Below are 23,500 nucleotides of genomic sequence, written 5' to 3'. Positions count from 1 at the left end.
ATCGCCGGTCCCGCCTGCGGCTAATCGGCGAAAGTCGGCCGCCTCCGTCACGCCGCGCTTTACTGTTCGAGGCCGGAACAATAAGTTGGAATTGATTCGACTTGTCGCGGTGCAATCTGCCGAAGGGACCTCCCGGGGGAAGATGCGAGGGGTTCCGCGCCGGGTCGGCGTTTCAGTTCCTTCTGTCCGGCCATGCTGCGCAAAAAGAAGTCCGCTTACGAGGTTCTGATCTTCCGTGACGAACAGTGGATGCTGGAGCATCTGCTGGATGACGAGGATCAGGCCAAGAGCGCTGCGGACCGGCTGATGCTCCAGCCGACCACGGCGGGCGTCCGGATCACCAAGAAGATCCTCCGGCAGGACGGCGGCAGCGTCGGCGTCGTCGTGTCCGAGGTGATGAAGACGACGATGCCGCTGACCCAGGTCCGGATCGCCGACGGCATCGAGGCGCCTTTCTGCGAATCGCTGGAGGATTACTACGAGCTGCCCAGCCGGCTGACGATCCGCCGCCTGCTGGCCGATTACCTCGACCAGAAGACGCTGCTGGTCAGCGAGGTGCTCCACTGCGCCGAAGAGGCGGACAAGCTGCTGGCCGTCATCCCCCTGATGAAGAGCGCGGTGACCTCGGCCGCCACCAGCCACGCCCGGCTGACCGGCGGCGACTCCGCCGGCGCGCGTAACGCGCTGAACCGCCGGATCGACGAGATTGCGGCCCGCGCCCGCGCCGCGCGCGGCAGCTACCAACGGAACTTCAAATCCCGGCAGGCTTTCGCGCCGCTGGCCGAACGGTTCGGCAGGCCCGGCCCGGACGATCCGGCGCGCGGCGCCAAGGCGGGCAAGGGGGGCAAGCCGGCCGGCAGGCCCGGCGATGCCCGGTTCGCCCTGGCCCATGCCGCCTGCACCGAGCTGCTGGGAGCCCGCGACTGGGCCGGCAAGCTGTCGCGGCTGACCGACTGGCTGTATGAGACGGTCGACGACAAGGCGGCGGCCGTGCTGGACGGGCTGGTCGCCGACCTGTTCGCGTCGGGTGCCGCCGTCCGCGAGCTGTTCGGACCCGATGCCGACCCCAGCCTGCGCCTGTGTCGCCTCTACGATGTTGTCCGGGGCGACGAGACCTCGGCGCTGCTGGCCTCGCTGCCCGACAACCTGCGGGCGCTGGCCCACCAGTTCGACGCCGGCCGGCTGCCCCAGGCGCGCCGGGCGGCGCTGTTCCACATCCAGGTCCAGCTTGGCGACAGCCGCCCGTCGGCGCGCGACGCCAAGGCCTCCTCCTTCATGGCCCTGCTCGACCGGCTGGTGACCGAGCAGGGGGTCGAGGGCGGGCCCGAGATGGCGGAGGCGATCACCTCCCGGCACGCGCGCACCCAGGAACAGGGCGGCCTCGCCGGGTTGAAGGAGGCGATGGCGAGGCTGCTGGCCCTGATGGGCGAGCCGGCGCGCAAGATCAACTATATCCAGGCGCTGGCCCAGTCGCCCCTGGCCCAGCGCCAGCCGCGCCTGATGCTGGAAGCCCTGGACGACATGGCGGCCCGGCCGCGCCTGATCAGCAGCTTCGTGGACAGCGGGTCGCACCCGGTCCAGAAGATGAAGGTGCTCAGCAACACCCACGCCCTGCTGAGCGCCGCCCAGCTTCCCGGGGACGTCCGGTCAAAGCTGCTCCACATGGTCGACACGGTCTTCACCGACTTCCTGACCGAGAACCGCATCCTGGAGAAGCTGGACAACCCCGAGCTGAGCCTGCGGCAGCGCGTGGTCAAGCTGGCCCAGCTCTGCACCCAGGGCCTGCTGACTCCCGGACGGCCGCTGGACATGGCGCGCACCCGGCTGTTCGCCCTGGTCGCGCGCAACGGCTTCGAGACGCTGGTGGTGTCCGACCTGACCGATCCGGCCGAGCGCAAGCGGGAGCTGGCGTCGCTCCAGGAGCTGCTGGCCGCCGTGCCCCAGCCGGAACCGCGGACGACCGAGGGCCGCGGCGACTGGGTGGCGGGCCGGTCCGGCGACGCGAAGGCGGCCGAACCGAAACCCGCGGAGGCGGCGGCGACCCGGCTGCTCGACCACGGCGCCATGGCCGGGTCCGGCGCCGCCCGGCTGGGGGCGCCCGCGGCCGAGGTCCGGGTCTGCCCGAGCTGCTTCGCCCCCGGCTATACCGACGTCTGCCCCGCCTGCGGCTACCGCCATGTGCCGAGCCAGCGCGACGGCTTCATCCTGGCTCCCAACACCATGCTGACCGGCCGCTACCGGATCGGCCGGGTGCTCGGGCTGGGCGGCTTCGGCATCACCTATGTCGGCCGCGACGAGCGGCTGCATGCCCTGGTCGCGGTGAAGGAATACTACCCCTCCATGTATTCGGTCCGCATGCCGGCCAGCGCGCTGGTGGCACCCAGCGGAGCCGAGCAGGCAGGGCCGTACCGCGCCGGCATGGAGAAGTTCCTGGACGAGGCGCGGCTGCTGGCCCAGTTCCGCACCACGCCGGAGATCGTGGACGTGCTGGACTTCTTCACCGAGAACGGCACCGCCTACATGGTGATGGAATACCTGGAGGGCCGCTCCCTGCAGGAGGTGCTGAACGAGCGCGGCGGAAAGCTGCCCTTCGGCGAGGCGCTGAGCGTGATCCTGCCGGTGATGCGCGGCCTGGCGCGGGTCCACGAGAGGAACGTGCTCCACCGCGACATCAGCCCGGACAACATCTACATCACCAACGACAAGCGCTCCAAGTTGCTGGACTTCGGCGCCGCCCGCATGGCCCTGTCCCAGGGGGAGCAGAACCTGACCGTGATCCTGAAGCGCGGCTACGCCCCGCTGGAGCAGTACAATGCCGGCGGCCGCCAGGGACCCTGGACCGACGTCTACGCCCTGTGCGCCACGCTCTACCGCACGCTCGCCGGCCAGATGCCGGCCGACGCGCTGGCCCGGATCGAGCAGGACGACCTCGTCCCGCCGTCCCGCCTGGGCGTCGCGATCCCGTCGGCGGTCGAGCAGGTCCTGCTGAAGGGCCTGTCGCTCCGCGGAGCCGGGCGTCACCAGGATATGATCGAGTTGCTGGGCGACTTCGAGGCGGCGCTGTCGGGCAGGAAATAACGCGGGCGGCCGTCGCTCGACAGGTCCGCGCATACGCGCCTATGATCACGCTTTGCGCGTGACGGGGCAACTCCATGGACATGGTGGTCGACAGCGCCCTCTATATCGGGGGCCATCGGAACCGCTCGGTGAGCATCGACCAGGCGGAGCCGCCGGATCAGCCGGACCATTTCGTCTGGATCGGGCTGCTGGAGCCCAGCGAGGAGCTGCTTCACACCGTCCAGGCGCGGTTCGGCCTGCACGACCTGGCGGTGGAGGATGCCCACCGGGCGCACCAGCGGCCCAAGCTGGAAGCCTACGGGCAATCGCTGTTCGTGGTCCTGCGCACCGCCGAGCTGAAGTCGGGCCGGGTCGAGTGCGGCGAGACCCATGTCTTCATCGGCCACGGCTATGTCATCACCGTGCGCCACGGCGCCTCGTCCTCCTACGCGGAGCTGCGCAAGCGTTGCGAGACGGTGCCGATGATGCTCGGCAAGGGCGTCGATTTCGTCCTCTACTCCATCATCGACTTCGTCGTGGACAAGTATTTCCCGATCGTCGAGACGCTGGAGGCGGAGGTAGAGGAGACCGCCGCGGAGGTGCTGACCGCCGCCTTCTCGCCGGAGCGGATCGCCCGCATCTACGAGATCCGGCGCGAACTCCAGGTGCTGCGCCGCTCGGTGACGCCGCTGATCGAGATGGCCGGCCGACTCGCGCGGGTCGAGGTGCCGCTGATCGACGAGGACCTGAAGCCCTATTTCCGGGACGTCCAGGACCATACCACACGGCTGACGGAGCGGATCGAGAACCTGCGCGAGCTGCTGGCCTCGGCGCTGGAGGCGAACCTGCTGATCGTCTCGATCCGGCAGAACGAGGTGATGAAGAAGCTGGCCGGCTGGGCCGCCATCCTGGCGGTGCCCACCGCGATCGCCGGACTCTACGGCATGAATTTCGAGCATATGCCCGAACTGCACTGGCGCTACGGCTATCCGGCTACGGTCGCGGTCATCCTGGCCGTCTGCCTGTGGCTCTATCTGCGATTCAAAAGGAGCGGATGGCTGTGACAAGCGTTGTTGAACCACCACCATCCGCAAAGAAAAATCGAGGGGAAAAATCCATGGGCAAGGAACGCATCGGCTTCATCGGCGTCGGGCTGATGGGCCACGGCATGGCCGCCAACATCGTCGGCAAGGGCTATCCGCTGACCGTGCTCGGCCACCGTAACCGCGAGCCGGTCGAGGACTTGAAGCAGCGCGGCGCCGCCGAGGCCGGCAGCGCCCGCGAACTGGCCGAAGCCTGCGACATCGTCCTGCTCTGCGTGACCGGGAGCCCGCAGGTCGAGGCGGTGATCAACGGGCCGGACGGCCTTGCCTCGGCCGGCAAGCCGCTGCTCATCATCGACTGCTCGACGTCGGAGCCGGCGGTGACCACCCGCCTCGCAGCCGAGCTGGAGCCCAAGGGCATCACCCTGATCGACGCGCCGCTCAGCCGGACGCCGAAGGACGCCTGGGAGGGCACGCTCGACGTGATGGTGGGCGGCGGGTCCGACGCCGTCGCGCGGGCGCGCCCGGTCCTGGACTGCTTCGCCGGCCGAGTCATCGAGACCGGGCCGACCGGGACCGGCCATACGATGAAGCTGCTCAACAATTTCCTGTCGATGGGCTACGCGGCGCTCTATTCGGAGGCGCTGACCCTGGGCGCCAAGGCGGGACTGACGCCGACGGTGTTCGACAGCGTGATCCGGGGCGGCCGGATGGATTGCGGCTTCTACCAGACATTCTTCAAATATGTGCTGGAGCGCGACCGGAACGCCCACCGCTTCACGCTGCGCAACGCGCTGAAGGACATGACCTACATGTCGTCCTTCGCCAACGCGGCCGGCGTCGCCAATCCGCTCGGCGCCGCCGTCCGGAATTCCTACGCGCTCGCCGTCACCGGCGGGCACGGCGACGATTACGTGCCGATGCTGTCGGACATCACGGCGGGCCTCAACGGCATCTCGCTGGTGCCGGAGGCCGGTGGCGAAGGATCGTCCTGACGGGCATGGATCGGCCCCCGCCGTCGGGCGGGGGCCGATCCCGCAAGCCGGGCCGGATCCTGGAAACCTCAGCGGGCCACGAAGGGCCGCAGCGGGCGGCGCTCGACGATCGGGCCGGAGGTGCGGACGACTTCGAGCGGCGGACGCTCGCGGCCCATGCCGGCCTGGCGCGGGCGGGGCGCCGAGTCGTAGTCGCGCTTCTCGGCGATCTGGAAGATGCCGGCTTCCGGGGGAAGGCTCTCGGCCAGGATCACGGTCGCGTTCAGCGAGATCACCTTGGCGGCATCGCCCGACTTGCCTTCGAACGCGCGCAGACGGCCGGCCGCCAGATATTCCTTGACCTTGGCGGTGCTGCAATTCAGCCAATGGGCAGCCTGCTCAAGGGTAATGGCGATATCGCGCATCATCTTCTCCCTGTGAATCCCCGGCTCCTGGCAAGGCGCCGCGTCGCGATGAAAATAAGGGCCGGAAACCCGTTCCCCAATATCCTTTCGGTCAGTGGACACTACCACAACCGAGTCACTATTCCAGCACATCGGACCGAGAACCTCACATTGTCACCGCCCCAAGCGGATACAATCTGAAGTCCTCGGTTCCGGATCAGGCCCGGTCAGGGCCTGGAACCCTGCTTCAGGCGGCCTTGACGGTGCGCTCGGAGACCTTCTTCGGCTGGGCGACGGCCTTGATCTCGTCCAGGCTGGCGACGACGCGGCGGCTCAGGATGTCCGAAGCCTCGTTCGTGACCTTCGAGACGATGTCCTGAAGCTCACGGGCGTTCGAGACGTTCTTCTCGTAGGCGGTCTTGACCAGGTCGGCCTGCTTGATGATGGTGTCCTGGACCTGGCCGGTCGGGGCGGCGTTCGACAGCAAGCCCTGGAACTGCTCCATGGACTGGCGGGCGATCTCGCCCTGGCGCTGGGCGACGGTCTGCATGCCCTGGGCGAAGGTCTGGCCGGCGGCGGTCAGGGCCTCGATGTTGCGGCGCTGGATGTCGAACACGGCGTTGAAGTCGAAGCCCGGAACCTTGAACTGCTCGAAGCCAGGAACCTTGAACGGAGCGAACGTATTCATGGAAGCGTCTCCCGAAAAGATGGTGATGATTTGATCGCGTCGAGGAGCCGGGTCCGTCCGTTCGGAGGAACGCTCGGCTCCGTCTCTTGCTGCACTGCAACATGAGTGGGATCGGCGTTCGGTTCAAGGGGAATCGTGCATCGCCGGGGTGCATTTTTCTGGAAAACCGCCGGAGCTGTACGCAAGGACGGGTTTCTGCGCGTATATCTATAACCAACGGCGTAATCCCCCGGCACGGGGAGGCCCATGGCCGCCGCGGTGCAGGTGTGGCATGGTGGCCCGGTGGTCAAGGGGACATGAGTTGAGAAGCGCAGGACGGCGTAAGGCGACATACCGGCCGCAGCTCGATCCTTCGGGCGAGAGCGTGCGCTATACGGACACGACGCCGGTCAGCGCCAACGAACGCTGCCGGGACTGCGGGCGGAAGCACGGCACGGTGGTGCGCTGCCTGGCGGACGGCCGCTGGTTCGATGCCGAAGACCAGACCTGGCGCGACCGGCGCGGCCGCCGCGCGGCCTGGCCGAACGTGGTCGAATATGCCGAGGTCCGGGACATGCCGGTGACGGTCCGGCTCGTCCGGCTGTCGGGCGACGCCAGCGGCAAGCTCCGCAAGCTCTGCCAACGCTGCCAGATGAGCCAGGAGGCGCTGCGCAACGCCATCCGCAACCGCATCCGGGCGCTCAGCCGGCGGGCGCTGGGCGACCTGTTCCTGGGCGGCTACAACGAGCCGGACCAGCTCGAGCGGTTCAAGGTCCTGTCCCGGTCCAAGCGGGCCCGGAGCGGGGACAGGACGCAGCCGGAAGGGCGTGCCGCGAAGAAACCCGACGATCCGGCCTGACTCCGGCCCCAGGGAAGTCCATCTCAGGGGGAACGGTTCCCCCGAGATGGAGACTGCCCGATGACCGAAACGCCGAGCCTCAGCCGCCGCGCCCTCCTGGGACTGATGGCGGCGACCGGGGCGGCAGCCGTGCTGGCGCCTTCCCTGGGCAGGGCGCAAGCGGGGCCGCCGCTGACCCGGCCGATCCCGTCGAGCGGCGAGGCGCTGCCGGCGGTCGGCCTCGGCTCCTGGATCACCTTCAATGTCGGCGACGACCCGGTCCTCCGGGACGAGTGCGCCGACGTCATGGCCGCCTTCTTCGAGGCCGGCGGGCGGATGATCGACAGCTCGCCCATGTACGGCTCGTCCCAGGCGGTGATCGGCCACGGGCTGGGCCGGCTCGGCCACCCGCAGGCCCTGTTCTCGACCGACAAGGTCTGGATCTCGTCCCCCGCCGCCGGGCCGGGACAGATCGAGGAGTCGCGCCGCCTCTGGGGCGTTCCCCGGTTCGACCTGCTCCAGGTCCACAACCTGCTCTCGTGGGAACGGCACCTGGAGACGCTGTTCGCCATGAAGGCCGAGGGGCGGCTGCGCTATGTCGGCATCACGACCTCCGAGGGCCGGCGCCACGGCGAGTTCGAGCGGGTCATGCGCGACCACCCGCTCGATTTCGTCCAGGTCAGCTACAACGTGCTGGACCGCGAGGTGGAGGAGCGCATACTGCCGCTGGCCGCCGAGCGCGGCATCGGCGTGATCGTCAACCGGCCGTTCCGCCAGGGCGCCCTGACCCGCGGGCTGGAAGGGGAGGCGTTGCCCGGCTGGGCGGCGGAGATCGGGTGCGACACCTGGGCGCAGCTGCTGCTCAAGTTCATCATCTCGCACCCGGCCGTGACCTGCGCGATCCCGGCGACCAGCCGCGTCGACCATGTGCGGGAGAACATGGCCGCCGCGCGCGGGCCGATGCCGGATGAGGCGATGCGCCGGCGCATGGCGGCCCATGTCGAGGATCTCTGATGTCGGAGTGGTGGACCTACACGCTCTCCGATTTCCTGCTGTTCTCGCCCCGGACCTATCACCGCCTGTTCGAGCTTCACAACGCGGCCCTGTGGCCGGCGCACTTAGCGGCGCTTGCCCTTGGCCTCGCGGTCCTGGTGCTGGCGGCGCGCGGCGGCCCGGATCGGGGCCGCGTCGTCGCGGCCCTGCTGGCGATCGCCTGGGCCTGGGTCGCCTGGAGCTTCCTTTACGCCCGCTACGCCACCATCAACTGGGCGGCGACCTGGTTCGCGGGCCTGTTCCTGGCGCAGGCCCTGCTGCTGGTCCTTGCGGGCACGCTGGGCGGAAAGCTGGACCTCGCCGCCGGCCGGCCCTGGCGGCTCGGCCTGTTCGCCTTCGCCCTGGCGGTCCAGCCGCTGGCCGGCGTGCTGGCCGGGCGGGACTGGGCGCAGGCGGAGACCTTCGCCATGACGCCGGATCCGACCGCGGTCGGCACGCTCGGCATCGTGGCGCTGGCGTCCGGCCCGTGGCGCTGGGGCCTGATGATCGTCCCCGTGCTTTGGTGCATGATCAGCGGCGCCACGCTCTGGACCTTGGGATCACCTGACGCCTTCGTCCCGCCGCTGGCCGCGCTGGTCGCCTTGGCGCTCGCTGGCCGCCCGGCCAGGGCCTCGGGGTGACCCCGCCGCCGGGCATGCTGAACCTCGGGGCCCGGCAATCGTTAACGATCCATCGACATGAAACACGGGAGGCTGACATGGCCAATCTGACCAAGGTGCTCGGCACGATGCTGGTATCCGGGCTCGCCGGACGGACCGGCGGGCGCGGCGCCGCCCTGGCGACGGCGGCGCCGATGCTGCTCGGCGGCGGCAAGACGAGGGGCGGCATGGGCCTGGGCGGCAAGGCCGGCATGGCTGCGCTGGCCTACCTCGCCTACAAGGCCTACCGCGACAGCGGCAGCAGCGATCAGGCCGCCGCGCCGGCGCCGGCGCCCCAGAAGACGGGCGCCAGCGGCCCCTTCGCCCCGATCTTCGACGCGCTCGGCGTTTTCCAGCCGACCAAGGAAGTGCCGGCCGAACCCCGGATGGACGAGGACCAGGCCCTGCTGCTGATCCGCGCCATGATCTCCGCCGCGAACGCCGACGGCCAGATCACCGCCGAGGAGCGCCAGCGGATCATCCAGCACCTGGACAAGGCCGGCGCCGGACCGGAGGAGCGGCAGATCGTCGAGCAGGAGATCCGCCAACCCCGCTCGACCGACGACATCATCCGCCAGGTCAGGGACCAGGACACCGCCGAACAGGTCTATCTGGCGTCGGAGATCGCGATCCGCGGCGGGTCCGAGACCGAGCGGCGCTACCTGGATTTCCTGGCGAGCCGCCTGAACATTCCCGACGCCCGCCGGCGGGAACTGGACAGCGTCGCTACCTGAGGAACGGCTCGACCGGAGGGGCGGCATCCGGCCGCCCCCATGCCGTCCCGGTCCCGCCCGGACCGGGCGGTCAGTGCACCAGGCGTCCGACGGTCCAGCGCGACACCTCGGTCAGCGCCTCGTCGAACGGGATCTCGGGATGATGGAAACGGTGGATGATCAGTGCGGCCTCGAGCGCGTGCCGGTCGGGGGCTCCGGACGCCTTCATCTCGGAAAAGGCTCGTTCGACGGCTGTGCGGCAGCACATGGCAGGCTCTCCAGGCTCTTGATGGGCTCGCGTCCGGTCAGTACCGGACAATATGCATCACGACTTCAGATGTTCGAATAGGATCTTGGTGCCGATTCCGATCAGGCCAACCCCTCCGATCAATTCGGCGCGGCGCCCGAGCAGCGGACCGGCCGCGTGGCCCAGCATGACTCCGCCGAACCCCATCAGGAAAGTCACCAATCCCACCACCGTCGCCGTCACGACGATGTCCAGGTCGGCCATGGCGAGGCCGACGCCGACCGCGCTGGCGTCGATGCTGGTCGCCACGCCGGTCGCCAGCAGCGACAGCCAGCCGGAGCGCTTCGCCGCGGCGCCGTCGTCCGACGACCCGGCCAGGGCGTTGCGGACCATGCTGCCGCCGATGAGCAGCAGCAGCGCGAAGGCGATCCAGTGGTCGACGCCCTGGACCGTCTCGGCGAAGGACGCGCCGACCGCCCAGCCGATCACCGACATCAGCAGCTGGCACGCGCCGAAGGTGATGCCCACGCGCAGCGCCTCGGGCAGGCCGGGGCGCGTGTGAGCGGCGCCGCGACCCAATGCCGCGGCGAAGGAGTCCATGGACAGGCTGAAGGCGAGCGCGAAGGAAGTGGCGCCGATCATCCGGGTATCTCCGGCCAGACGAAACAGGACAGCACGCCCGCACCCGGTTGGCCTTCGGGCGGCGGTCGTGCCATCAGTCTCGCCGAGCCTCCGAACCTGACGTCCGGCTGCCGCACGCGCCACGGGCTATCCCCGAGTCTGTTGGCGCGAACCCCTCCCGCGGGTGGCCCGCGGGAGGGTAGCTACTCCCCAATGGTCCGGGCACCATAGGCGCGGCGGCGGCACCTGTCAATCTGAACAGCTGTTCAAATATCGCCGATGCCGCCCCGCCGTCAGGCCCTGAGCTGGTCGCCGATCGGCAGCCGGCGGATGCGCTTGCCGGTCGCCGCGAAGATGGCGTTGGTCAGGGCCGGCGCGAAGGGCGGAAGGCCCGGCTCGCCGACGCCGCCCGGCGCCAGGTCCCAGTTCGACGGCACGATGTGGACGTTGATCTCCCGCGGGGCCTGGTCGATCCGGGCGACTTGGTAGTCGTCGAAGTTGCCCTGGACCACGCGGCCCTCTTTGAAGGAGATCTCGCTCGACAGCGCCAGGCTGAGGCCCATGATGCAGGCTCCCTCCATCTGGGCACGCACCCGTTCCGGGTTGACCACGTTGCCGCAGTCGACCGCCACGTCGACCCGGGGGATGGTCAGGGTGCCGTCCTCGGCCACCGCCGTCTCGACCACCGTCGCGACGTAGGTCACGAAGCTGCGGTGCGCCGCGATGCCCAGGCCGTGACCCTTGGGCAGCTGGCGTCCCCAGCCCGACTTCTCCGCCACCAGCTCGACCACGTGGCGCAGCCGGCCGACATCGACCGGATAGACCTTCGTCGACTCGCCGTAGTTCCACAGGGTGTCGAGCGATTCCAGCGCCGCCACCCGGGGCGGTCCCAGCAGCTCCAGCAGATAGTCCTTCTGGTCCTTGCCGGCGGCCGCCGCCAGCTCGGCCGCGAAGGACTGGATCGCGAAGGCGTGCGGGATGTTCGACACCGACCGGAACCAGCCGATCCGGGCATGGGCCTCGGCCTCGCCGTTCTCGCAGCGCAGGTTGGGAATGTCGAACGGCACGTCCACCAGCCCCATGCCCAGTTCGAACGGACCCTGGTGCTTGGTGTCCGGCATGAAGATGGAGGTGATGGTCGGCGCCACGCTGCGGTGCCGCCACGCCACCGCCTTGCCCTTGTCGTCCAGCCCGGCGTCGATCCGCTCGACCGAGACCGTGTGGTAGTAGCCGTGCCGGATGTCGTCCTCGCGGGTCCACAGCAGCTTGACCGGGGCGCCGCCCATCTCCTTGGACAGGAGCGCCGCCTCGATCGCAAAGTCCGGCTTGGACTTGCGGCCGAAGCCGCCGCCGAGCAGCGTGACATGCACGGTCACGTCCTCGACCTTCATGCCCAGCCGCTCCGCCACGTCGGTGCGGGTGACCTGGGGCGCCTGGACGCAGGCCCAGACCTCGCACTTGCCGTCCCGGATCCGCACCGTCGCGGCCGGCGGCTCCATCGGCGCCTGGGCCAGGTGCGGGATGTAGTATTCCGCCTCGACCTTCTTCGCCGCCTTGCCCAGGGCCGCCTCGGCGTCGCCGTCGTCGCGCACCACCTTGGCCGGCTTGCGGGCCGTCTCCTCCATCTGCTTGCGGAAGGCCTCGCTGTCGTAGGATCCGTGCGGCCCGTCCTCCCAGGTGATCTTGAGCGCCTCGCGGCCCTTCATCGCCGCCCAGGTGTTCTTCGCGATCACGGCGACGCCGCCCAGCGGCTGGAACTTGGCGGGCGCCGGGGTGCCCTCGATCCGGACGACCTTCTCGACGCCGGGAACCTTCAGCGCGGCGCTGTCGTCGACCGAGGCGACCTTGCCGCCGAACACGGGCGGCCGGGCGACCACCGCGTATCTCATCCCCTCCATCCAGGTGTCGAAGCCGTACTGGGCCTTGCCCACCGTGATGTCGAAGCCGTCGGCCAGCGGCATCGGCTTGCCGATGTAGCGGAACTGTTCCGGCGTCTTCAGGCGGAGCTGGTCGTTGGCCGGAACCTCCAGGGAGGCTGCCTCCTCGGCCAGTTCGCCATAGCCGAGCTTGCGGCCGGACGCCTTGTGGACGACTTCGTGGTTGCGCGCCTCGACCTCGCCGGGCTCGACGCCCCAGCGCTTCGCCGCCGTCGCCTCGAGCATCATGCGGGCGGCGGCACCGGCCTCGCGCATCGGCTGCATGAAGTGCCGGGTGCTCCGCGACCCGTCGGTGTCCTGGTTGCCGAACCGCTCCTCGTCGCCCGGCGCGTTGACCACGCGCACCCGCGCCCAGTCCGCCTCCAGCTCGTCGGCGACGATCTGCGGCATGCCGGTGCGCACGCCCTGGCCCATCTCGGAGCGGTGGCAGACGATGGTGACGATGCCGTCCTTGCCGATCGAGATGAAGGCGTTGGGGTCGTTGACCGTGCCGTGCGGCATGGCGGCGGCGCCGTAGGCACCGGCGGTCTGGGCGACGGAGCTGCCCAAAGGCATGATACGCGCGGCCAGCACCAGGCCGCCGCCGGCGACGATGCCCCTGAGCACGTCGCGCCGGCTGAAATTGAACAGTCGGGTGGCCGCCATCTCAGGCCTCCTTCGCCGCGGCGCGGATCGCGCTGCGGATGCGGTTATAGGTGCCGCAGCGGCAGATGTTGCCCCACATCACGCTGTCGATATCCTCGTCGGTGGGGTTCGGCGTCTGCTTGAGCAGCGCCGCCGCCTGCATGATCTGTCCGGTCTGGCAATAGCCGCACTGGGGAACGGCCTGGGCGCGCCACGCCTTCTGCAGCGGGTGGTTGCCCTCGGGGTCGAGCCCCTCGATGGTCGTCACCGACATGCCCTCGGCGGCGCTGATCGGCGTCTGGCAGGACCGGACGGCCTCGCCTTCCAGATGGACGGTGCAGGCGCCGCACGCCGCGATGCCGCAGCCGAACTTGGTCCCGGTCAGCCCCAGCTCGTCCCGCAGGTACCACAGCAGCGGCATCTCCCCGTCGCCGTCATACTGCTTTTCCTGCCCGTTGATGCGCAGCTTGATCATGAAATTTTCTTCCCGTTCAAATGCCGTTCGATGGATGCCCCGGTGCGGAGCGCGGTCCGGCCCTGTGCCCGTCCAGGATCAGCCCGGCCCGGCGGGCGGCATGACGACGTACAGGATGTCCTTGATGGTGAGGTCCGATCCCGCCTGCTCGACCTGGCCTGCGTCCTCCCATTCGAAGACGATCACCCGGCCGGTGATGCTCTCCAGCGTCATCGGCTTGCCGGCCTGGACCGGGCGGCGCGACGTGCCTTCCATCTTCTTCTCGGTCGAGGAAATGATATCGAGCTGGCCATCGGGCTGCGGAATGCCGATCCCGCAGTTTTCCGCCGGGCACCAGATCACCTCGGGGCATGGCTCCGAATAGGTTCCCTGCGCGCAGACGGTTTCCTTGACGTCCTGGGCCCGGGCTCCCCCCGGGGCGACCGCCGCCAGGACGCCCGCAGCCAAGGCAGCGGCGAGTGCTGTGCTTCTCATGATCCCTGTCTCCCACCAAGGCGCCTTGCGCCGGAACCCGGAGAACGGGTTGGAGAAGTTCAGGGTTCCTTGCCGAGGCCGTGGAAACGGATGGACCTGTCCACCTCCTGCCATGCGGAAAATCAGTTTCGGATTCCAGGGGTCCGGGCGGTAGACTACCCATTTGCCGACCGGCCGCGCCCAGGCCCCGGAAAGGGCGGCCCCCAAGGGGTACGACCCTGGATTGCCGGAAGGGAACCGCGATGGGGAGGCGGCTACCCCGGCCCGGATTCATATTTCATTAACCTGTGTAGCGCTCGGCGCTCACAACGGGGCCTCCGGGGAGAAGTTCCGCCTCGAGAAAGTATAAAACTTTATATGTTTTTTATAATCGAACGTGCATTTTGCTAAAATACCGTTAATCGATAATATCTTGGCCATGCCGGCGACTACGAACAACCAAGCCCGGCAATGAAATCGACCCGGTACTGACATCGCATAGTCAGTAACTAAAAAATAGGGACGAAAATGGCTAAGATCGCTCAATACTCTCTGCTTTCCACTCTTATTTTGGCTGCCGCTATCACTTCGGCCTCCGCGGGAGAACTGGTCTATCAGCCGGTCAACCCCTCGTTCGGCGGCTATCCCGGCAACTCCGCCCATCTGCTCGGCATTGCCAGCGCCATCGACAAGTACAAGGACCCCTCGACCAAGGATTTCAGCTACGGGGCCACGACCCAGCAGGACGAATTCTCCCGCATCATCCGCTCGAGCATCCTGAGCCGCGTCGCGAGCCAGATTTCCGAGCAGATCTACGGTGAGAACGCGCAGGACGCCGGCCGCGTCGTGATCGATGACCAGATCATCGAGTGGAACCGCGCCGGCAACGACATCAACCTGACCCTGAGCGGCGGCGGCGGCACCTCCGTCATCACCATCCCCCGGTTCTGAGCGTCTCCGGACCTCCTGCCAGAACCCGCGGACAATCGATGACGACGGAGACCTCCGATCATGAATTTCAAGAAACTCGCCCTTGTCGCGGCCAGCCTGGTCGCCCTGTCGGCCTGCGCCTCGACCCACCCCGAACTGGCCCTGTCCGAGCAGCCCATGCTGGAGCAGCAGACCGTCAGCCTCGACGAACTGGCCTCGCTGCCGGAACCAGCGCGAAGGCTGTCGGTCGCGGTCTACCGGTTCGACGACCTGACCGGGCAGAATAAGCCGAACGAGAACTTCTCCGAGTACAGCCGGGCGGTGACCCAGGGCGGCGCCACCATCCTGGTCCAGGCGCTGGAGAAGGCCGGGAACCGGAAATGGTTCACCACCGTCGAGCGGGCCTCGCTCCCCTCGGTCCTCCAGGAGCGCCAGATCATCCGGGCGACCCGGGAGGAATATGGCGGGCGCAACCAGCCGGCGCTGCCGCCCATGACCTTCGCCGGGATCATCCTGGACGGCGGCATCATCGGCTACGACAGCAATACCTTCACCGGCGGCCTCGGCGCCAGGTTCCTCGGCATCGGCGGCGACGTGAAGTATCGGCGCGACACGGTGACTGTCTATCTCCGCGCCATCGCGGTGCAGACCGGCGAGATCCTGAAGTCGGTCAGCACGACCAAGACGATCTACTCGGTCGGCGCCCAGGGCGGGGCCTTCCGCTATGTCGGCTTCAAGGAACTGCTGGAGATCGAGACCGGCTTCACGACCAACGAGCCGCCGACGCTGGCGGTCCGCCAGGCGATCGAGAAGGCGGTCTATTCGCTGGTGGTCGAGGGCCTGGTGGACGGCTACTGGAGCCTGAAGGACCAGTCGCTGGCCCAGCCGCTGATCGACCGCCACTGGAAGCAGAAGGACGGCGTGTTCGGGGTCACCTCGGTCAAGGCCACGCTCGAGGACTATCGGAACGCCCAGAACGACCGGAACGGCACCCGGATCGAGCCGCCGCCGAGCGACGAACCCCAAGTCCGGCCCAGCCCGGAAGGCCAGATCCAGCCCGAAGTGCAGCCGGGCCTGCCGCCCGCCCCTCCGGCCCCGGTCTATGTGCTGCCCGACGGCCGCAGCCCGATCCCAGGCGCTCCTTCGGCTAAGACGGCTCCCGTCCAGTAGTGAGCCCGCCCTTCATTATGGAACATCCGCAGGTTGATCTATTCCTCACCAACCTGCGGAAAGTTCTCGAAGTGTTTTCCTTAGACCATTTTTGCTGGTCCCCAGTTCTGTTTTTGCACCTGAAAGGCTAAATCTTATGCGCAGCATGCTTCTCGCTTCCGCCGCCCTGATCGCCCTCACCAGCGCCGCCATCGCCAACGAGGCAGGTCCGAGCAACGCCGCGGCTGGCAACGAAGCCTATGTCGAGCAGATCGGCACCGGCAACATCAACAAGCAGGATCAGGCCGGCAACGCCGGTGGCCTGTCCTGGAGCAAGAACTACCAGAACGGCGACGGCAACTCCGCCGACGTCACGCAGAACGGCCGGACCGAAGGCCGGATCAGCCAGTGGGGTGACGGCAACGACGCCCGCCAGGAGCAGACCGGCACGGGCAACGTCCGCAAGTCGGCCAAGACGGAACAGCGCGGCGACGACAACAGGGGGCTCCAGGATCAGCACGGCGGCGGCATGTCGGCCAAGATCGACCAGCGCGGCGCCGAGAACGTCGCCGAGCAGCGCCAGACCGCCAGCAACTCCGGCAATCATGCCCGTCTGGAGGCCATCACGCTCCAGACCGGCGAACACAACGACGCCTATATCACCCAGGTGTCCTACGGCGCCTTCGCCAAGCAGGACCAGTTGGGCAGCGACAATACCGCCTCGATCGGCCAGACCGGTGATACATCCTCGTCCCGCCAGGGCAACCCGAGCCGGGCCGAGCAGACCCAGTACGGCACCGGCAACGAGGCGCTGTTGACGCAGCACAGCGTCGGCGCCCGCAGCACCGCCGAACAGGGCCAGTACGGCAACTTCAATGAATTGGAAGCTGTCCAGACCGGCACCTCCAACGAACTGACGCAGATTCAGGTCGGCAACTACAACTTCGCCATGATCGGCCAGGACGGCGCATCCAACAACGCCATGCAGCTTCAGTTCGGCGCCAGCCATCATGCCGAAGCGCATCAGTCCGGTACCGGCAACTATTCCTTCCAGGAGCAGTCGGGCGCCGGCAACCGCAGCATCGCCACCCAGACAGGGATGAGCAACTTCTCGACCATCACGCAGAAGTAAAAATTCAGCGGGAGCAGCAATGCTCCCGCCTTCTTCAAGGCATTCATTGGACCGTTTCAAGGTCAAATCAGCCGAATTTACCGGCGTTAAACTTCAGGAGGCCAGACACCCATGCGTACTCTTCTTTTCTCTACCGTCGCGTTCGCGGCACTGACCGTCTCGGGCGCCGCGATGGCGGACAGCAACTCGGCCTATGTCGATCAGGTCGGCAACAACCACATGGCCGACGTCAAGCAGACCGGGGCCGACCTGTATGGCAAGGTCACCCAGTCCGGCGGCAACGGCTCCGACGCCTACATCACCCAGACCGGCGCGCGCAACAACACGACGCAGACGCAGACCGGCTCCGATCACCTTGCCACGGCGGTCCAGTCCGGCTCCGACAACCGCCCGGTGACCACGTACTTCTTCGGCACCACCGTGTACGGCATCGACCAGACCCAGACCGGCACCGAGCAGAAGGCCGAGGCGACCCAGGCAGGCAGCAGGAACCGGATCTCGCAGGAGCAGAAGAACCACAAGAACAACGCGATCGCGACCCAGCACGGCGGGTCCAGGCAGACCATCCTGCAGGACCAGGACGGCGTCGAGAACTATGCCGTCGCCGGTCAGCCGGGCATCGGCTCGAACAACCTGATCGACCAGGAACAGGACGGCGACCACAACGACGCCATCGCCTACCAGAGCACCGGTTCGTTCCTGACCACGAAGCAGAAGCAGACAGGTGACGTGAACGTCGCCATCGTCAACACGCAGGGCGGCACGCTCGGCCTGATCGACCAGTTCCAGAGGGGCGACCACAACCGCGCCGAGGCCAAGGCGAACGGCCTCGGGCTGGCGGCCTACCAGACCCAGGTCGGCGACTTCAACCAGGCCTACGTCACGCAGACCGGCAACTTCAGCAAGGGCGAGCAGGTCCAGGCGGGCGACTCCAACGTAGCCCACATGACCCAGAGCACCGCCGCCTTCAGCTACGGCCTTCAGTTGCAGGAAGGCAACGACAACCTGGCCATGCTGAGCCAGTCCGGCTACGGCGGCAATGTCTCCTACCAGTACCAGATCGGCGACGACAACGAATCGGACGTGACGCAGGCCGGCTCGTGGAACGTCTCCACCACCCGCCAGAACGGTTCCGAACACTACGCCCTGGTTTCGCAGACCGGCAGCGGCAACAACTCGAAGGTCGAGCAGTACTACTCCAAGAACGCCGCCTACGTGACGCAGAACGGTTCCGGCAACCGGTCCACCGTGACCCAGCGCTAAGCGGGCCGGCGCGGGAGCCTCCGTGCTCCCGCGCGTCCCCACGGGCCTTCGTCCGTCCATTCCCCCGCGTCAAGCCGGCGAGCGACCGGCGCTTACGATCAAGAGAGGCTGAACGACCATGCGGAAAATCCTTTTCTCCACGGTGGCCCTCGCCGCCCTCGCAGCCGCCGGACCCGCGCTGGCGGACAACAACTATGCCTATATCGACCAGATCGGTAACGGCAACTTCAACGACACGGCCCAGAGCGGCAGCCGGAACGAGATCACCGTCACCCAGGAAGGCGACGGCAACGCCGCCTCCATGTCGCAGACCGGCACCGACAACGGGTACCTGCAGTACTCCACCCCGGTGGACGGGATCAGCTATGACTCGCGGTCCTTCCAGTACCAGAAGGGCGACGGAAACAGCGCCTCGGCCGTCGTCAGCGGTACGAAGAACTGGAGCCGGCAGACACAGGTGGGCGACGGCAACGGTTCGATCGTCCTCCAGGAAGGCACCTCGAACCAGGCGATCCTCGTCCAGAAGGGAACCCTCGCCAAGCCCGACGTCGAGAACAACCGGGCGTACCAGCAGCAGGACGGCAACCGGAACAAGGTCACCATACGGCACTCGTCGAACGGCAACATCGCGGCCCAGTTCCAGTCGGGCGACGACAACGAAGCCATCGCCACCTCCAGACCCAGAGGCGGTGACAACATCGCCGCGCAGGCCCAGGCCGGCAGCCGGAACCTGGCGGAGATCGACCAGGTCAGCGGCGGCAATTTCGCGGGACAGATCCAGGTGGGCGACGACAACGTGGCGGGCATCCTCCAGGAGGACGGCATCGGCAACTTCGGCATGCAGGCCGCCTACGGTGACGGCAATTTGCTGGACCTGACGCAGAAGGGCGGGGGCAACATCTCCTGGCAGTACCAGAACGGCGATGCCAACAAGTCGATGGTTCAGCAGCACGGCTCGCAGAACCGCTCCGGCATGTCCCAGATCGGCAACGGCAACTACGGCTCGACGGCCCAGGTCGGCAACGGCAACCAGTCCGCCGTCAAGCAGAACTGATACCAGGTCCGGCATCGATCCCCGGGGCACGCTTCGGGGAAGCCTCCGGGCTTCCCCCCTTCTCCTTCACTCTTCCAGCCGGGAGGCGACGATGCGCAAGCTCCTGTTCTCCGCCCTGATCCTGGCGGCACTCGGCTCCGGTCCGGCCATCGCCGGGTCCAGCAGCGCCTATATCGACCAGATCGGACGCGACAATGCGGTCTCGATCACGCAAAACGGATCGAACAATTTCTTCGAGACCCGGCAGAGGGGACAGCGGAACGAGACTTCCCTCCTCCAGTCCGGGTCCGGCAACTTCGCGGTCGTCAACCAGACCGGCAACCGCAATCAGGCGGCCGGCCTGCAGACCGGCACCATGGCGGCGACCATCACGCAGAACGGGAACCGGCACGAGGCCACGTTCTCCAGCAACGTGACGGCGAATCCGAACGCCCCGCCGGTCACCATCACCCAATTCGGCACCGGGGCCAAGGTCTCCGTCAGGACCATCCGGTAGCCGTTCCCAGGCATGGGCCCTTGCCATTGCGGCAGGAGAGGGGGGCCGTGCACGCACGAGAGTGCGACGATAGCCAGACTTTACCCCGGTGCGCGACCCCGCGCACCGGGGCTTTTTCCGTCCGGCAGGGCCGGCCATCGGATTTCCCGCAGGCGCGCCTATCTGCTATCTGTCCGTTCCCGCCCTCCTCCAGACCGAAAGACACCGGGTCCATGCGCAGCGATCACGCCATCTCCATCGTCGGGCTGGGATATGTCGGACTGCCCATCGCGGTGGCCTTCGGCCGGAACGGCCATCGGGTCATCGGATTCGACATCGATTCCCGCCGCATCGCCGAACTGCGCCGGCATCTCGACCGGACCGGGGAGGTCACGGCGGAGGCGCTGGCGGAGGCTGGGCTGGAGCTGGCCGACGACCCCGCCGCCCTGGCGGCGGCGACCGTCCATATCGTCACGGTGCCGACGCCGATCTCCGACGCGAAACGGCCCGACCTGCGGCCATTGCTGGCCGCGTCCCGCGCCGTCGGGGACCATTTGAAGCGCGGCGACCTCGTGGTCTTCGAATCGACGGTGTTTCCCGGCGCCACCGAGGCGGAATGCGTGCCGATCCTGGAGACGCGGTCCGGGCTGGCGTTCGGCCGCGACTTCGAGGTGGGCTATTCGCCGGAGCGGATCAATCCCGGCGACCGCGAGCACCGGTTCGAGACGATCACCAAGGTGGTCTCGGCGTCCAGCCCGGCGGCGCTCGACCGGGTCGCGGCCCTGTATGGCGGGGTGGTGCGCGCCGGAATCCACCGGGCGCCCTCGATCGCCGTGGCGGAGGCCGCCAAGGTGATCGAGAACACCCAGCGCGACCTGAACATCGCCCTGATGAACGAACTGGCCTGCATCTTCCAGCGCCTCGGCATCGACACCCGCGATGTGCTGGAGGCGGCGGGGACCAAGTGGAACTTCCTGAACTTCACCCCCGGGCTGGTCGGCGGCCACTGCATCGGGGTGGACCCCTATTACCTGACGCACCGGGCGGAACAGGCGGGATACCAGCCGGAGGTGATCCTCGCCGGGCGACGGATCAACGACGGCATGGGGGCCTTCATCGCGCAGGAGACCGTCAAGCGGCTGATGCGGGAAGGCGGCGGCGCGGGCAGCGGGATGCGGGTCACCGTCCTGGGCCTGACCTTCAAGGAGAACGTGCCGGATATCCGCAACACCCGCGTCGTCGACATCGTGCGCGAGCTGGAAAGCTTCGGCGTCTCCGTGGCATTGCACGATCCCCTTGCCGACCCGGCCGAGGCCCGGCACGAGTACGGCATCGAGCTGCTGCCGCTCGACGCCCTGCCGCCGGCCGGCGCCGTGATCCTGGCCGTCCCGCACGCCGGCTACCTCAAGGCGGGCTGGCCCGGCATCGCCCGGCTGCTCGACGGCGGGCGGGGGCTGGCGGTGGACGTCAAGTCATGCCTGGACCGGGCCGCGGCGCCGGAAGGCATCCGGCTGTGGCGCCTGTGATCGGCGCCGCTTCATCCAATGGGACCACGGCCGAACTGGTGCTGGTCGGCGGCGGCCATTCCCACGTCCAGGTGCTGAAAAGCTTCGGCATGCGGCCGATGCCGGGGGTGCGGCTGACCCTGGTGACCCGGGACGTGGAAACGCCCTATTCCGGCATGCTGCCGGGCTTCATCGCCGGCCATTACGACCATGACGCCTGCCATATCGACCTGATGAAGCTGGCGGGGTTCGCCGGCGCGCGGCTGATCCATGCCGAGGCGGAGGGGATCGACCGGGCGAACCGCGCCGTGCTGCTGACCGGCCGGCCGCCGGTGCGCTACGACGTGCTGTCGCTCGACATCGGGTCGACGCCGCGGGCCCACGACGTTCCGGGTGCGGCCGAGCACGCGACGGCGGTCAAGCCGGTGGACAGGCTGGCCGGCCGCTGGGCGGCGGTGGTGGAGCGGGTCCGCGCGGCCGACCGGCGGCTCGACGTGGCCGTGGTTGGCGGCGGGGCGGCGGGCGTGGAGCTGGCGCTGTCGATCGAACACCGGCTGAAGTGTCTCATGGCGGCGGAAGGAAAGGCGGCGCTCCGGCCCCGCGTGGTGCTTGTGACGCGGGGCCGGCTCCTGGCCAACGACAGCGCGCGGGTCCGCGACCGCTTCGACCGCCTGCTGGCCGAGCGGGAGGTCGAGGTGCTCACCGACGCCGAGGTTTCCGCGGTCGAGCCGGGGGCCCTGGTCTGCGCCGACGGCCGGCGGATCGCGTTCGACGAGGCGCTGTGGGCGGTCCAGGCGGGTGCCGCGCCCTGGCTGCGCGGGACGGGGCTGACGCTCGACGAGCGCGGCTTCGTCGCGGTGGAAGCGACGCTCCGCTCCGTCAACGACGACCGGGTGTTCGCGGTGGGCGACGTGGCCGCGGTGCTGGAACACCCGCGCGAGAAGGCCGGGGTCTTCGCGGTCCGGCAAGGGCCGCCGCTGACCGGCAACCTGCGCCGCGCCCTGGCCGGGGAGCCGCCGGTGCCCTTCACCCCGCAGCGGAACTACCTGAAGCTGATCAGCACCGGGGACCGCTACGCCGTCGCCTCGCGCGGGGGCTTCTCGGCGGAAGGGCGCTGGGCCTGGGCGCTGAAGGACAGGATCGACCGGGGCTTCATGAGGAAGTTCCAGGAGCTCCCGGCGATGACGCCGAAACCCATGCCGGGGCCGGGGGCGGAACCGCGCTGCGCCGGCTGCGGCGCCAAGGTGCCGGCCGGTGCCTTGAAAGGCGCGCTGCGCCGGCTCGGGCTGGACTCCGGCGCCGACGACGCCGCGGTGATCGAGCCCCCGCCGGCCGGGCGGCTGATGGTCCAGACCGTCGATTTCCTCCGCGCCTTCACGGGCGATCCCTACCTGTTCGGCCGGATCGCCGCCAACCACGCGCTGGGCGACATCCACGCCATGGGGGCGGAGCCCTCGACCGCGCTGGCGATCGCCTGCGTACCCCCGGGGCGGCCGGACATCGTCGAGGACGACCTGTTCCAGATGCTGAAGGGCGGGCTGGACGTGCTGCGGGACGCGGGCGCCCTGCTGGTCGGCGGCCACAGTGCGGAAGCGTCGGAGCCGGCATTGGGCTTCACCGTCACCGGCTCGGTCGAGCAGGCGCGCCTGCTGCGCAAGGGGGGTCTCCGGCCGGGCGACCGGCTGATCCTGACCAAGCCGCTCGGCACCGGGGTGCTGCTCGCCGGCGCGATGCGGGGCAGGGCGCGGGCACGCTGGGTGGCGGGGGCGCTCGCGGCGATGGACCAGCCGTCGGGATCGGCCGCGCGCTGCCTGGCGGAGCATGGGGCCGGCGGCTGCACCGACGTGACCGGGTTCGGCCTGTTCGGCCATCTGGTCGAGATGATGGCGGCCTCCCGGACCGACATCCGACTCGATCCCGCGACCGTCGCGGCGCTGGACGGGGCCGCGGAGTTGCTGGAGGCCGGCGTCCGCAGCACCCTGCATCCGGGCAACGCCGCGGCTGCGGCCCATGCCGACGGTCCCGTGCCGGACCTGCTGTTCGACCCGCAGACCGCCGGCGGCCTGCTCGCCGGAGTGCCGGCCGACCGGGCGGAGGCGTGCGTCGCGGCGCTCCGGGCACTGGGTCATGACCATGCCGCGGTGGTCGGCGCCGTCGAATCCGCCGCCGGCTCCGAACCCCGAATCATTCTTGGGAACCTCCCGCCCTGACCGTCGTTACCAAATCGGGAGTTTCGACGGTAAAGGCG

General features: G+C 68.5%; 22 protein-coding genes. 15 read left to right on the top strand and 7 right to left on the bottom strand.

The genetic code is table 11. The annotated features are described in order from the left end of the window. The first annotated feature begins 192 nt into the window (after positions 1-192). From JL101_RS25670 to JL101_RS25660, 3 genes are all read left to right on the top strand, one after another. A complete protein-coding gene (locus JL101_RS25670) occupies positions 193-3,078 on the top strand; it encodes a serine/threonine-protein kinase (protein WP_203102391.1) in 2,886 nt (961 codons plus the stop codon). 74 nt (positions 3,079-3,152) lie between these two features. Next, the gene (gene corA / locus JL101_RS25665; protein WP_203102392.1) at positions 3,153-4,121 is read left to right on the top strand and encodes a magnesium/cobalt transporter CorA; all 969 of its coding nucleotides are present in this window, start codon (positions 3,153-3,155) and stop codon (positions 4,119-4,121) included. A gap of 53 nt (positions 4,122-4,174) precedes the next feature. Further along, on the top strand, positions 4,175-5,095 hold the full coding sequence (locus JL101_RS25660) for an NAD(P)-dependent oxidoreductase (protein ID WP_203102393.1): 921 nt from the start codon (positions 4,175-4,177) through the stop codon (positions 5,093-5,095). 68 nt (positions 5,096-5,163) lie between these two features. Here JL101_RS25660 and JL101_RS25655 read toward each other — a convergent pair whose 3' ends face one another. Both JL101_RS25655 and JL101_RS25650 read right to left on the bottom strand, forming a co-directional pair. Next, positions 5,164-5,502, bottom strand: a complete 339-nt coding sequence (locus tag JL101_RS25655; RefSeq protein WP_203102394.1) for a hypothetical protein — start codon at positions 5,500-5,502, stop codon at positions 5,164-5,166. 223 nt (positions 5,503-5,725) lie between these two features. After that, the gene (locus JL101_RS25650) at positions 5,726-6,166 is read right to left on the bottom strand and encodes a phasin family protein (protein WP_203102395.1); all 441 of its coding nucleotides are present in this window, start codon (positions 6,164-6,166) and stop codon (positions 5,726-5,728) included. 301 nt (positions 6,167-6,467) lie between these two features. On the opposite strand from JL101_RS25650, the gene JL101_RS25645 reads away from it, so the two are divergent. The 4 genes from JL101_RS25645 (at position 6,468) to JL101_RS25630 (ending at position 9,408) form a co-directional block, all read left to right on the top strand. After that, complete coding sequence (locus JL101_RS25645) at positions 6,468-7,004, top strand: hypothetical protein (RefSeq protein WP_203102396.1); 537 nt, start codon at positions 6,468-6,470, stop codon at positions 7,002-7,004. Between the two features lie 60 nt (positions 7,005-7,064). Further along, on the top strand, positions 7,065-7,997 hold the full coding sequence (locus JL101_RS25640) for an aldo/keto reductase (protein ID WP_203102397.1): 933 nt from the start codon (positions 7,065-7,067) through the stop codon (positions 7,995-7,997). Beyond that, a complete protein-coding gene (locus JL101_RS25635; protein WP_203102398.1) occupies positions 7,997-8,656 on the top strand; it encodes a DUF6064 family protein in 660 nt (219 codons plus the stop codon). The genes JL101_RS25640 and JL101_RS25635 overlap by 1 nt, the downstream gene beginning before the upstream one ends. Before the next feature lie 77 nt (positions 8,657-8,733). Next, complete coding sequence (locus JL101_RS25630) at positions 8,734-9,408, top strand: tellurite resistance TerB family protein (protein ID WP_203102399.1); 675 nt, start codon at positions 8,734-8,736, stop codon at positions 9,406-9,408. Positions 9,409-9,478: 70 nt separating this feature from the next. Here JL101_RS25630 and JL101_RS25625 read toward each other — a convergent pair whose 3' ends face one another. From JL101_RS25625 to JL101_RS25605, 5 genes are all read right to left on the bottom strand, one after another. After that, complete coding sequence (locus JL101_RS25625; RefSeq protein ID WP_201075351.1) at positions 9,479-9,655, bottom strand: hypothetical protein; 177 nt, start codon at positions 9,653-9,655, stop codon at positions 9,479-9,481. Between the two features lie 57 nt (positions 9,656-9,712). Further along, the gene (locus JL101_RS25620) at positions 9,713-10,276 is read right to left on the bottom strand and encodes a manganese efflux pump MntP (protein ID WP_203102400.1); all 564 of its coding nucleotides are present in this window, start codon (positions 10,274-10,276) and stop codon (positions 9,713-9,715) included. 272 nt (positions 10,277-10,548) lie between these two features. Continuing rightward, the gene (locus JL101_RS25615) at positions 10,549-12,837 is read right to left on the bottom strand and encodes a xanthine dehydrogenase family protein molybdopterin-binding subunit (protein WP_228435159.1); all 2,289 of its coding nucleotides are present in this window, start codon (positions 12,835-12,837) and stop codon (positions 10,549-10,551) included. 1 nt (position 12,838) lies between these two features. Further along, positions 12,839-13,291, bottom strand: a complete 453-nt coding sequence (locus JL101_RS25610) for a (2Fe-2S)-binding protein (protein ID WP_203102402.1) — start codon at positions 13,289-13,291, stop codon at positions 12,839-12,841. 78 nt (positions 13,292-13,369) lie between these two features. Further along, entirely contained in the window at positions 13,370-13,765 is a 396-nt protein-coding gene (locus JL101_RS25605; protein ID WP_203102404.1) for a hypothetical protein, read from the bottom strand. A 549-nt stretch (positions 13,766-14,314) separates the two neighbouring features. Here JL101_RS25605 and JL101_RS25600 point away from each other — a divergent pair. From JL101_RS25600 to selD, 8 genes are all read left to right on the top strand, one after another. Beyond that, positions 14,315-14,695 carry a curli assembly protein CsgF gene (locus tag JL101_RS25600; RefSeq protein WP_203102406.1) on the top strand — a complete coding sequence of 127 codons (381 nt, stop codon included), beginning with the start codon at positions 14,315-14,317 and terminating at the stop codon, positions 14,693-14,695. A gap of 60 nt (positions 14,696-14,755) precedes the next feature. Beyond that, complete coding sequence (locus JL101_RS25595; RefSeq protein ID WP_203102408.1) at positions 14,756-15,844, top strand: CsgG/HfaB family protein; 1,089 nt, start codon at positions 14,756-14,758, stop codon at positions 15,842-15,844. A 136-nt stretch (positions 15,845-15,980) separates the two neighbouring features. Further along, positions 15,981-16,955, top strand: a complete 975-nt coding sequence (locus JL101_RS25590; protein ID WP_203102410.1) for a hypothetical protein — start codon at positions 15,981-15,983, stop codon at positions 16,953-16,955. Positions 16,956-17,066: 111 nt separating this feature from the next. Next, a complete protein-coding gene (locus JL101_RS25585; protein ID WP_203102412.1) occupies positions 17,067-18,218 on the top strand; it encodes a hypothetical protein in 1,152 nt (383 codons plus the stop codon). Between the two features lie 118 nt (positions 18,219-18,336). After that, positions 18,337-19,272 carry a hypothetical protein gene (locus JL101_RS25580; protein WP_203102414.1) on the top strand — a complete coding sequence of 312 codons (936 nt, stop codon included), beginning with the start codon at positions 18,337-18,339 and terminating at the stop codon, positions 19,270-19,272. 91 nt (positions 19,273-19,363) lie between these two features. Beyond that, entirely contained in the window at positions 19,364-19,768 is a 405-nt protein-coding gene (locus JL101_RS25575) for a hypothetical protein (RefSeq protein WP_202684958.1), read from the top strand. Between the two features lie 212 nt (positions 19,769-19,980). Then, positions 19,981-21,273, top strand: a complete 1,293-nt coding sequence (locus JL101_RS25570) for a nucleotide sugar dehydrogenase (protein WP_203102424.1) — start codon at positions 19,981-19,983, stop codon at positions 21,271-21,273. Then, entirely contained in the window at positions 21,261-23,462 is a 2,202-nt protein-coding gene (gene selD / locus JL101_RS25565; RefSeq protein ID WP_203102426.1) for a selenide, water dikinase SelD, read from the top strand. Before JL101_RS25570 ends, selD begins: the two co-directional genes overlap by 13 nt. Positions 23,463-23,500 lie beyond the last annotated feature (38 nt).

Source organism: Skermanella rosea, from assembly GCF_016806835.2.
Classification (GTDB): domain Bacteria; phylum Pseudomonadota; class Alphaproteobacteria; order Azospirillales; family Azospirillaceae; genus Skermanella; species Skermanella rosea.
Note: the sequence above shows the minus strand (reverse complement) of the source record. Positions and strands in the feature narration are given on the sequence as shown.

Excerpts from the sequence above, each read along its gene's own strand:
- JL101_RS25670 (WP_203102391.1), top strand. The coding sequence starts at position 193 with ATGCTGCGCAAAAAGAAGTCCGCTTACGAGGTTCTGATCTTCCGTGAC.
- corA (WP_203102392.1), top strand. The coding sequence starts at position 3,153 with ATGGACATGGTGGTCGACAGCGCCCTCTATATCGGGGGCCATCGGAAC.
- JL101_RS25660 (WP_203102393.1), top strand. The coding sequence starts at position 4,175 with ATGGGCAAGGAACGCATCGGCTTCATCGGCGTCGGGCTGATGGGCCAC.
- JL101_RS25655 (WP_203102394.1), bottom strand. The coding sequence starts at position 5,502 with ATGATGCGCGATATCGCCATTACCCTTGAGCAGGCTGCCCATTGGCTG.
- JL101_RS25650 (WP_203102395.1), bottom strand. The coding sequence starts at position 6,166 with ATGAATACGTTCGCTCCGTTCAAGGTTCCTGGCTTCGAGCAGTTCAAG.
- JL101_RS25640 (WP_203102397.1), top strand. The coding sequence starts at position 7,065 with ATGACCGAAACGCCGAGCCTCAGCCGCCGCGCCCTCCTGGGACTGATG.
- JL101_RS25635 (WP_203102398.1), top strand. The coding sequence starts at position 7,997 with ATGTCGGAGTGGTGGACCTACACGCTCTCCGATTTCCTGCTGTTCTCG.
- JL101_RS25630 (WP_203102399.1), top strand. The coding sequence starts at position 8,734 with ATGGCCAATCTGACCAAGGTGCTCGGCACGATGCTGGTATCCGGGCTC.
- JL101_RS25625 (WP_201075351.1), bottom strand. The coding sequence starts at position 9,655 with ATGTGCTGCCGCACAGCCGTCGAACGAGCCTTTTCCGAGATGAAGGCG.
- JL101_RS25620 (WP_203102400.1), bottom strand. The coding sequence starts at position 10,276 with ATGATCGGCGCCACTTCCTTCGCGCTCGCCTTCAGCCTGTCCATGGAC.
- JL101_RS25615 (WP_228435159.1), bottom strand. The coding sequence starts at position 12,837 with ATGGCGGCCACCCGACTGTTCAATTTCAGCCGGCGCGACGTGCTCAGG.
- JL101_RS25610 (WP_203102402.1), bottom strand. The coding sequence starts at position 13,291 with ATGATCAAGCTGCGCATCAACGGGCAGGAAAAGCAGTATGACGGCGAC.
- JL101_RS25605 (WP_203102404.1), bottom strand. The coding sequence starts at position 13,765 with ATGAGAAGCACAGCACTCGCCGCTGCCTTGGCTGCGGGCGTCCTGGCG.
- JL101_RS25595 (WP_203102408.1), top strand. The coding sequence starts at position 14,756 with ATGAATTTCAAGAAACTCGCCCTTGTCGCGGCCAGCCTGGTCGCCCTG.
- JL101_RS25590 (WP_203102410.1), top strand. The coding sequence starts at position 15,981 with ATGCGCAGCATGCTTCTCGCTTCCGCCGCCCTGATCGCCCTCACCAGC.
- JL101_RS25585 (WP_203102412.1), top strand. The coding sequence starts at position 17,067 with ATGCGTACTCTTCTTTTCTCTACCGTCGCGTTCGCGGCACTGACCGTC.
- JL101_RS25580 (WP_203102414.1), top strand. The coding sequence starts at position 18,337 with ATGCGGAAAATCCTTTTCTCCACGGTGGCCCTCGCCGCCCTCGCAGCC.
- JL101_RS25575 (WP_202684958.1), top strand. The coding sequence starts at position 19,364 with ATGCGCAAGCTCCTGTTCTCCGCCCTGATCCTGGCGGCACTCGGCTCC.
- JL101_RS25570 (WP_203102424.1), top strand. The coding sequence starts at position 19,981 with ATGCGCAGCGATCACGCCATCTCCATCGTCGGGCTGGGATATGTCGGA.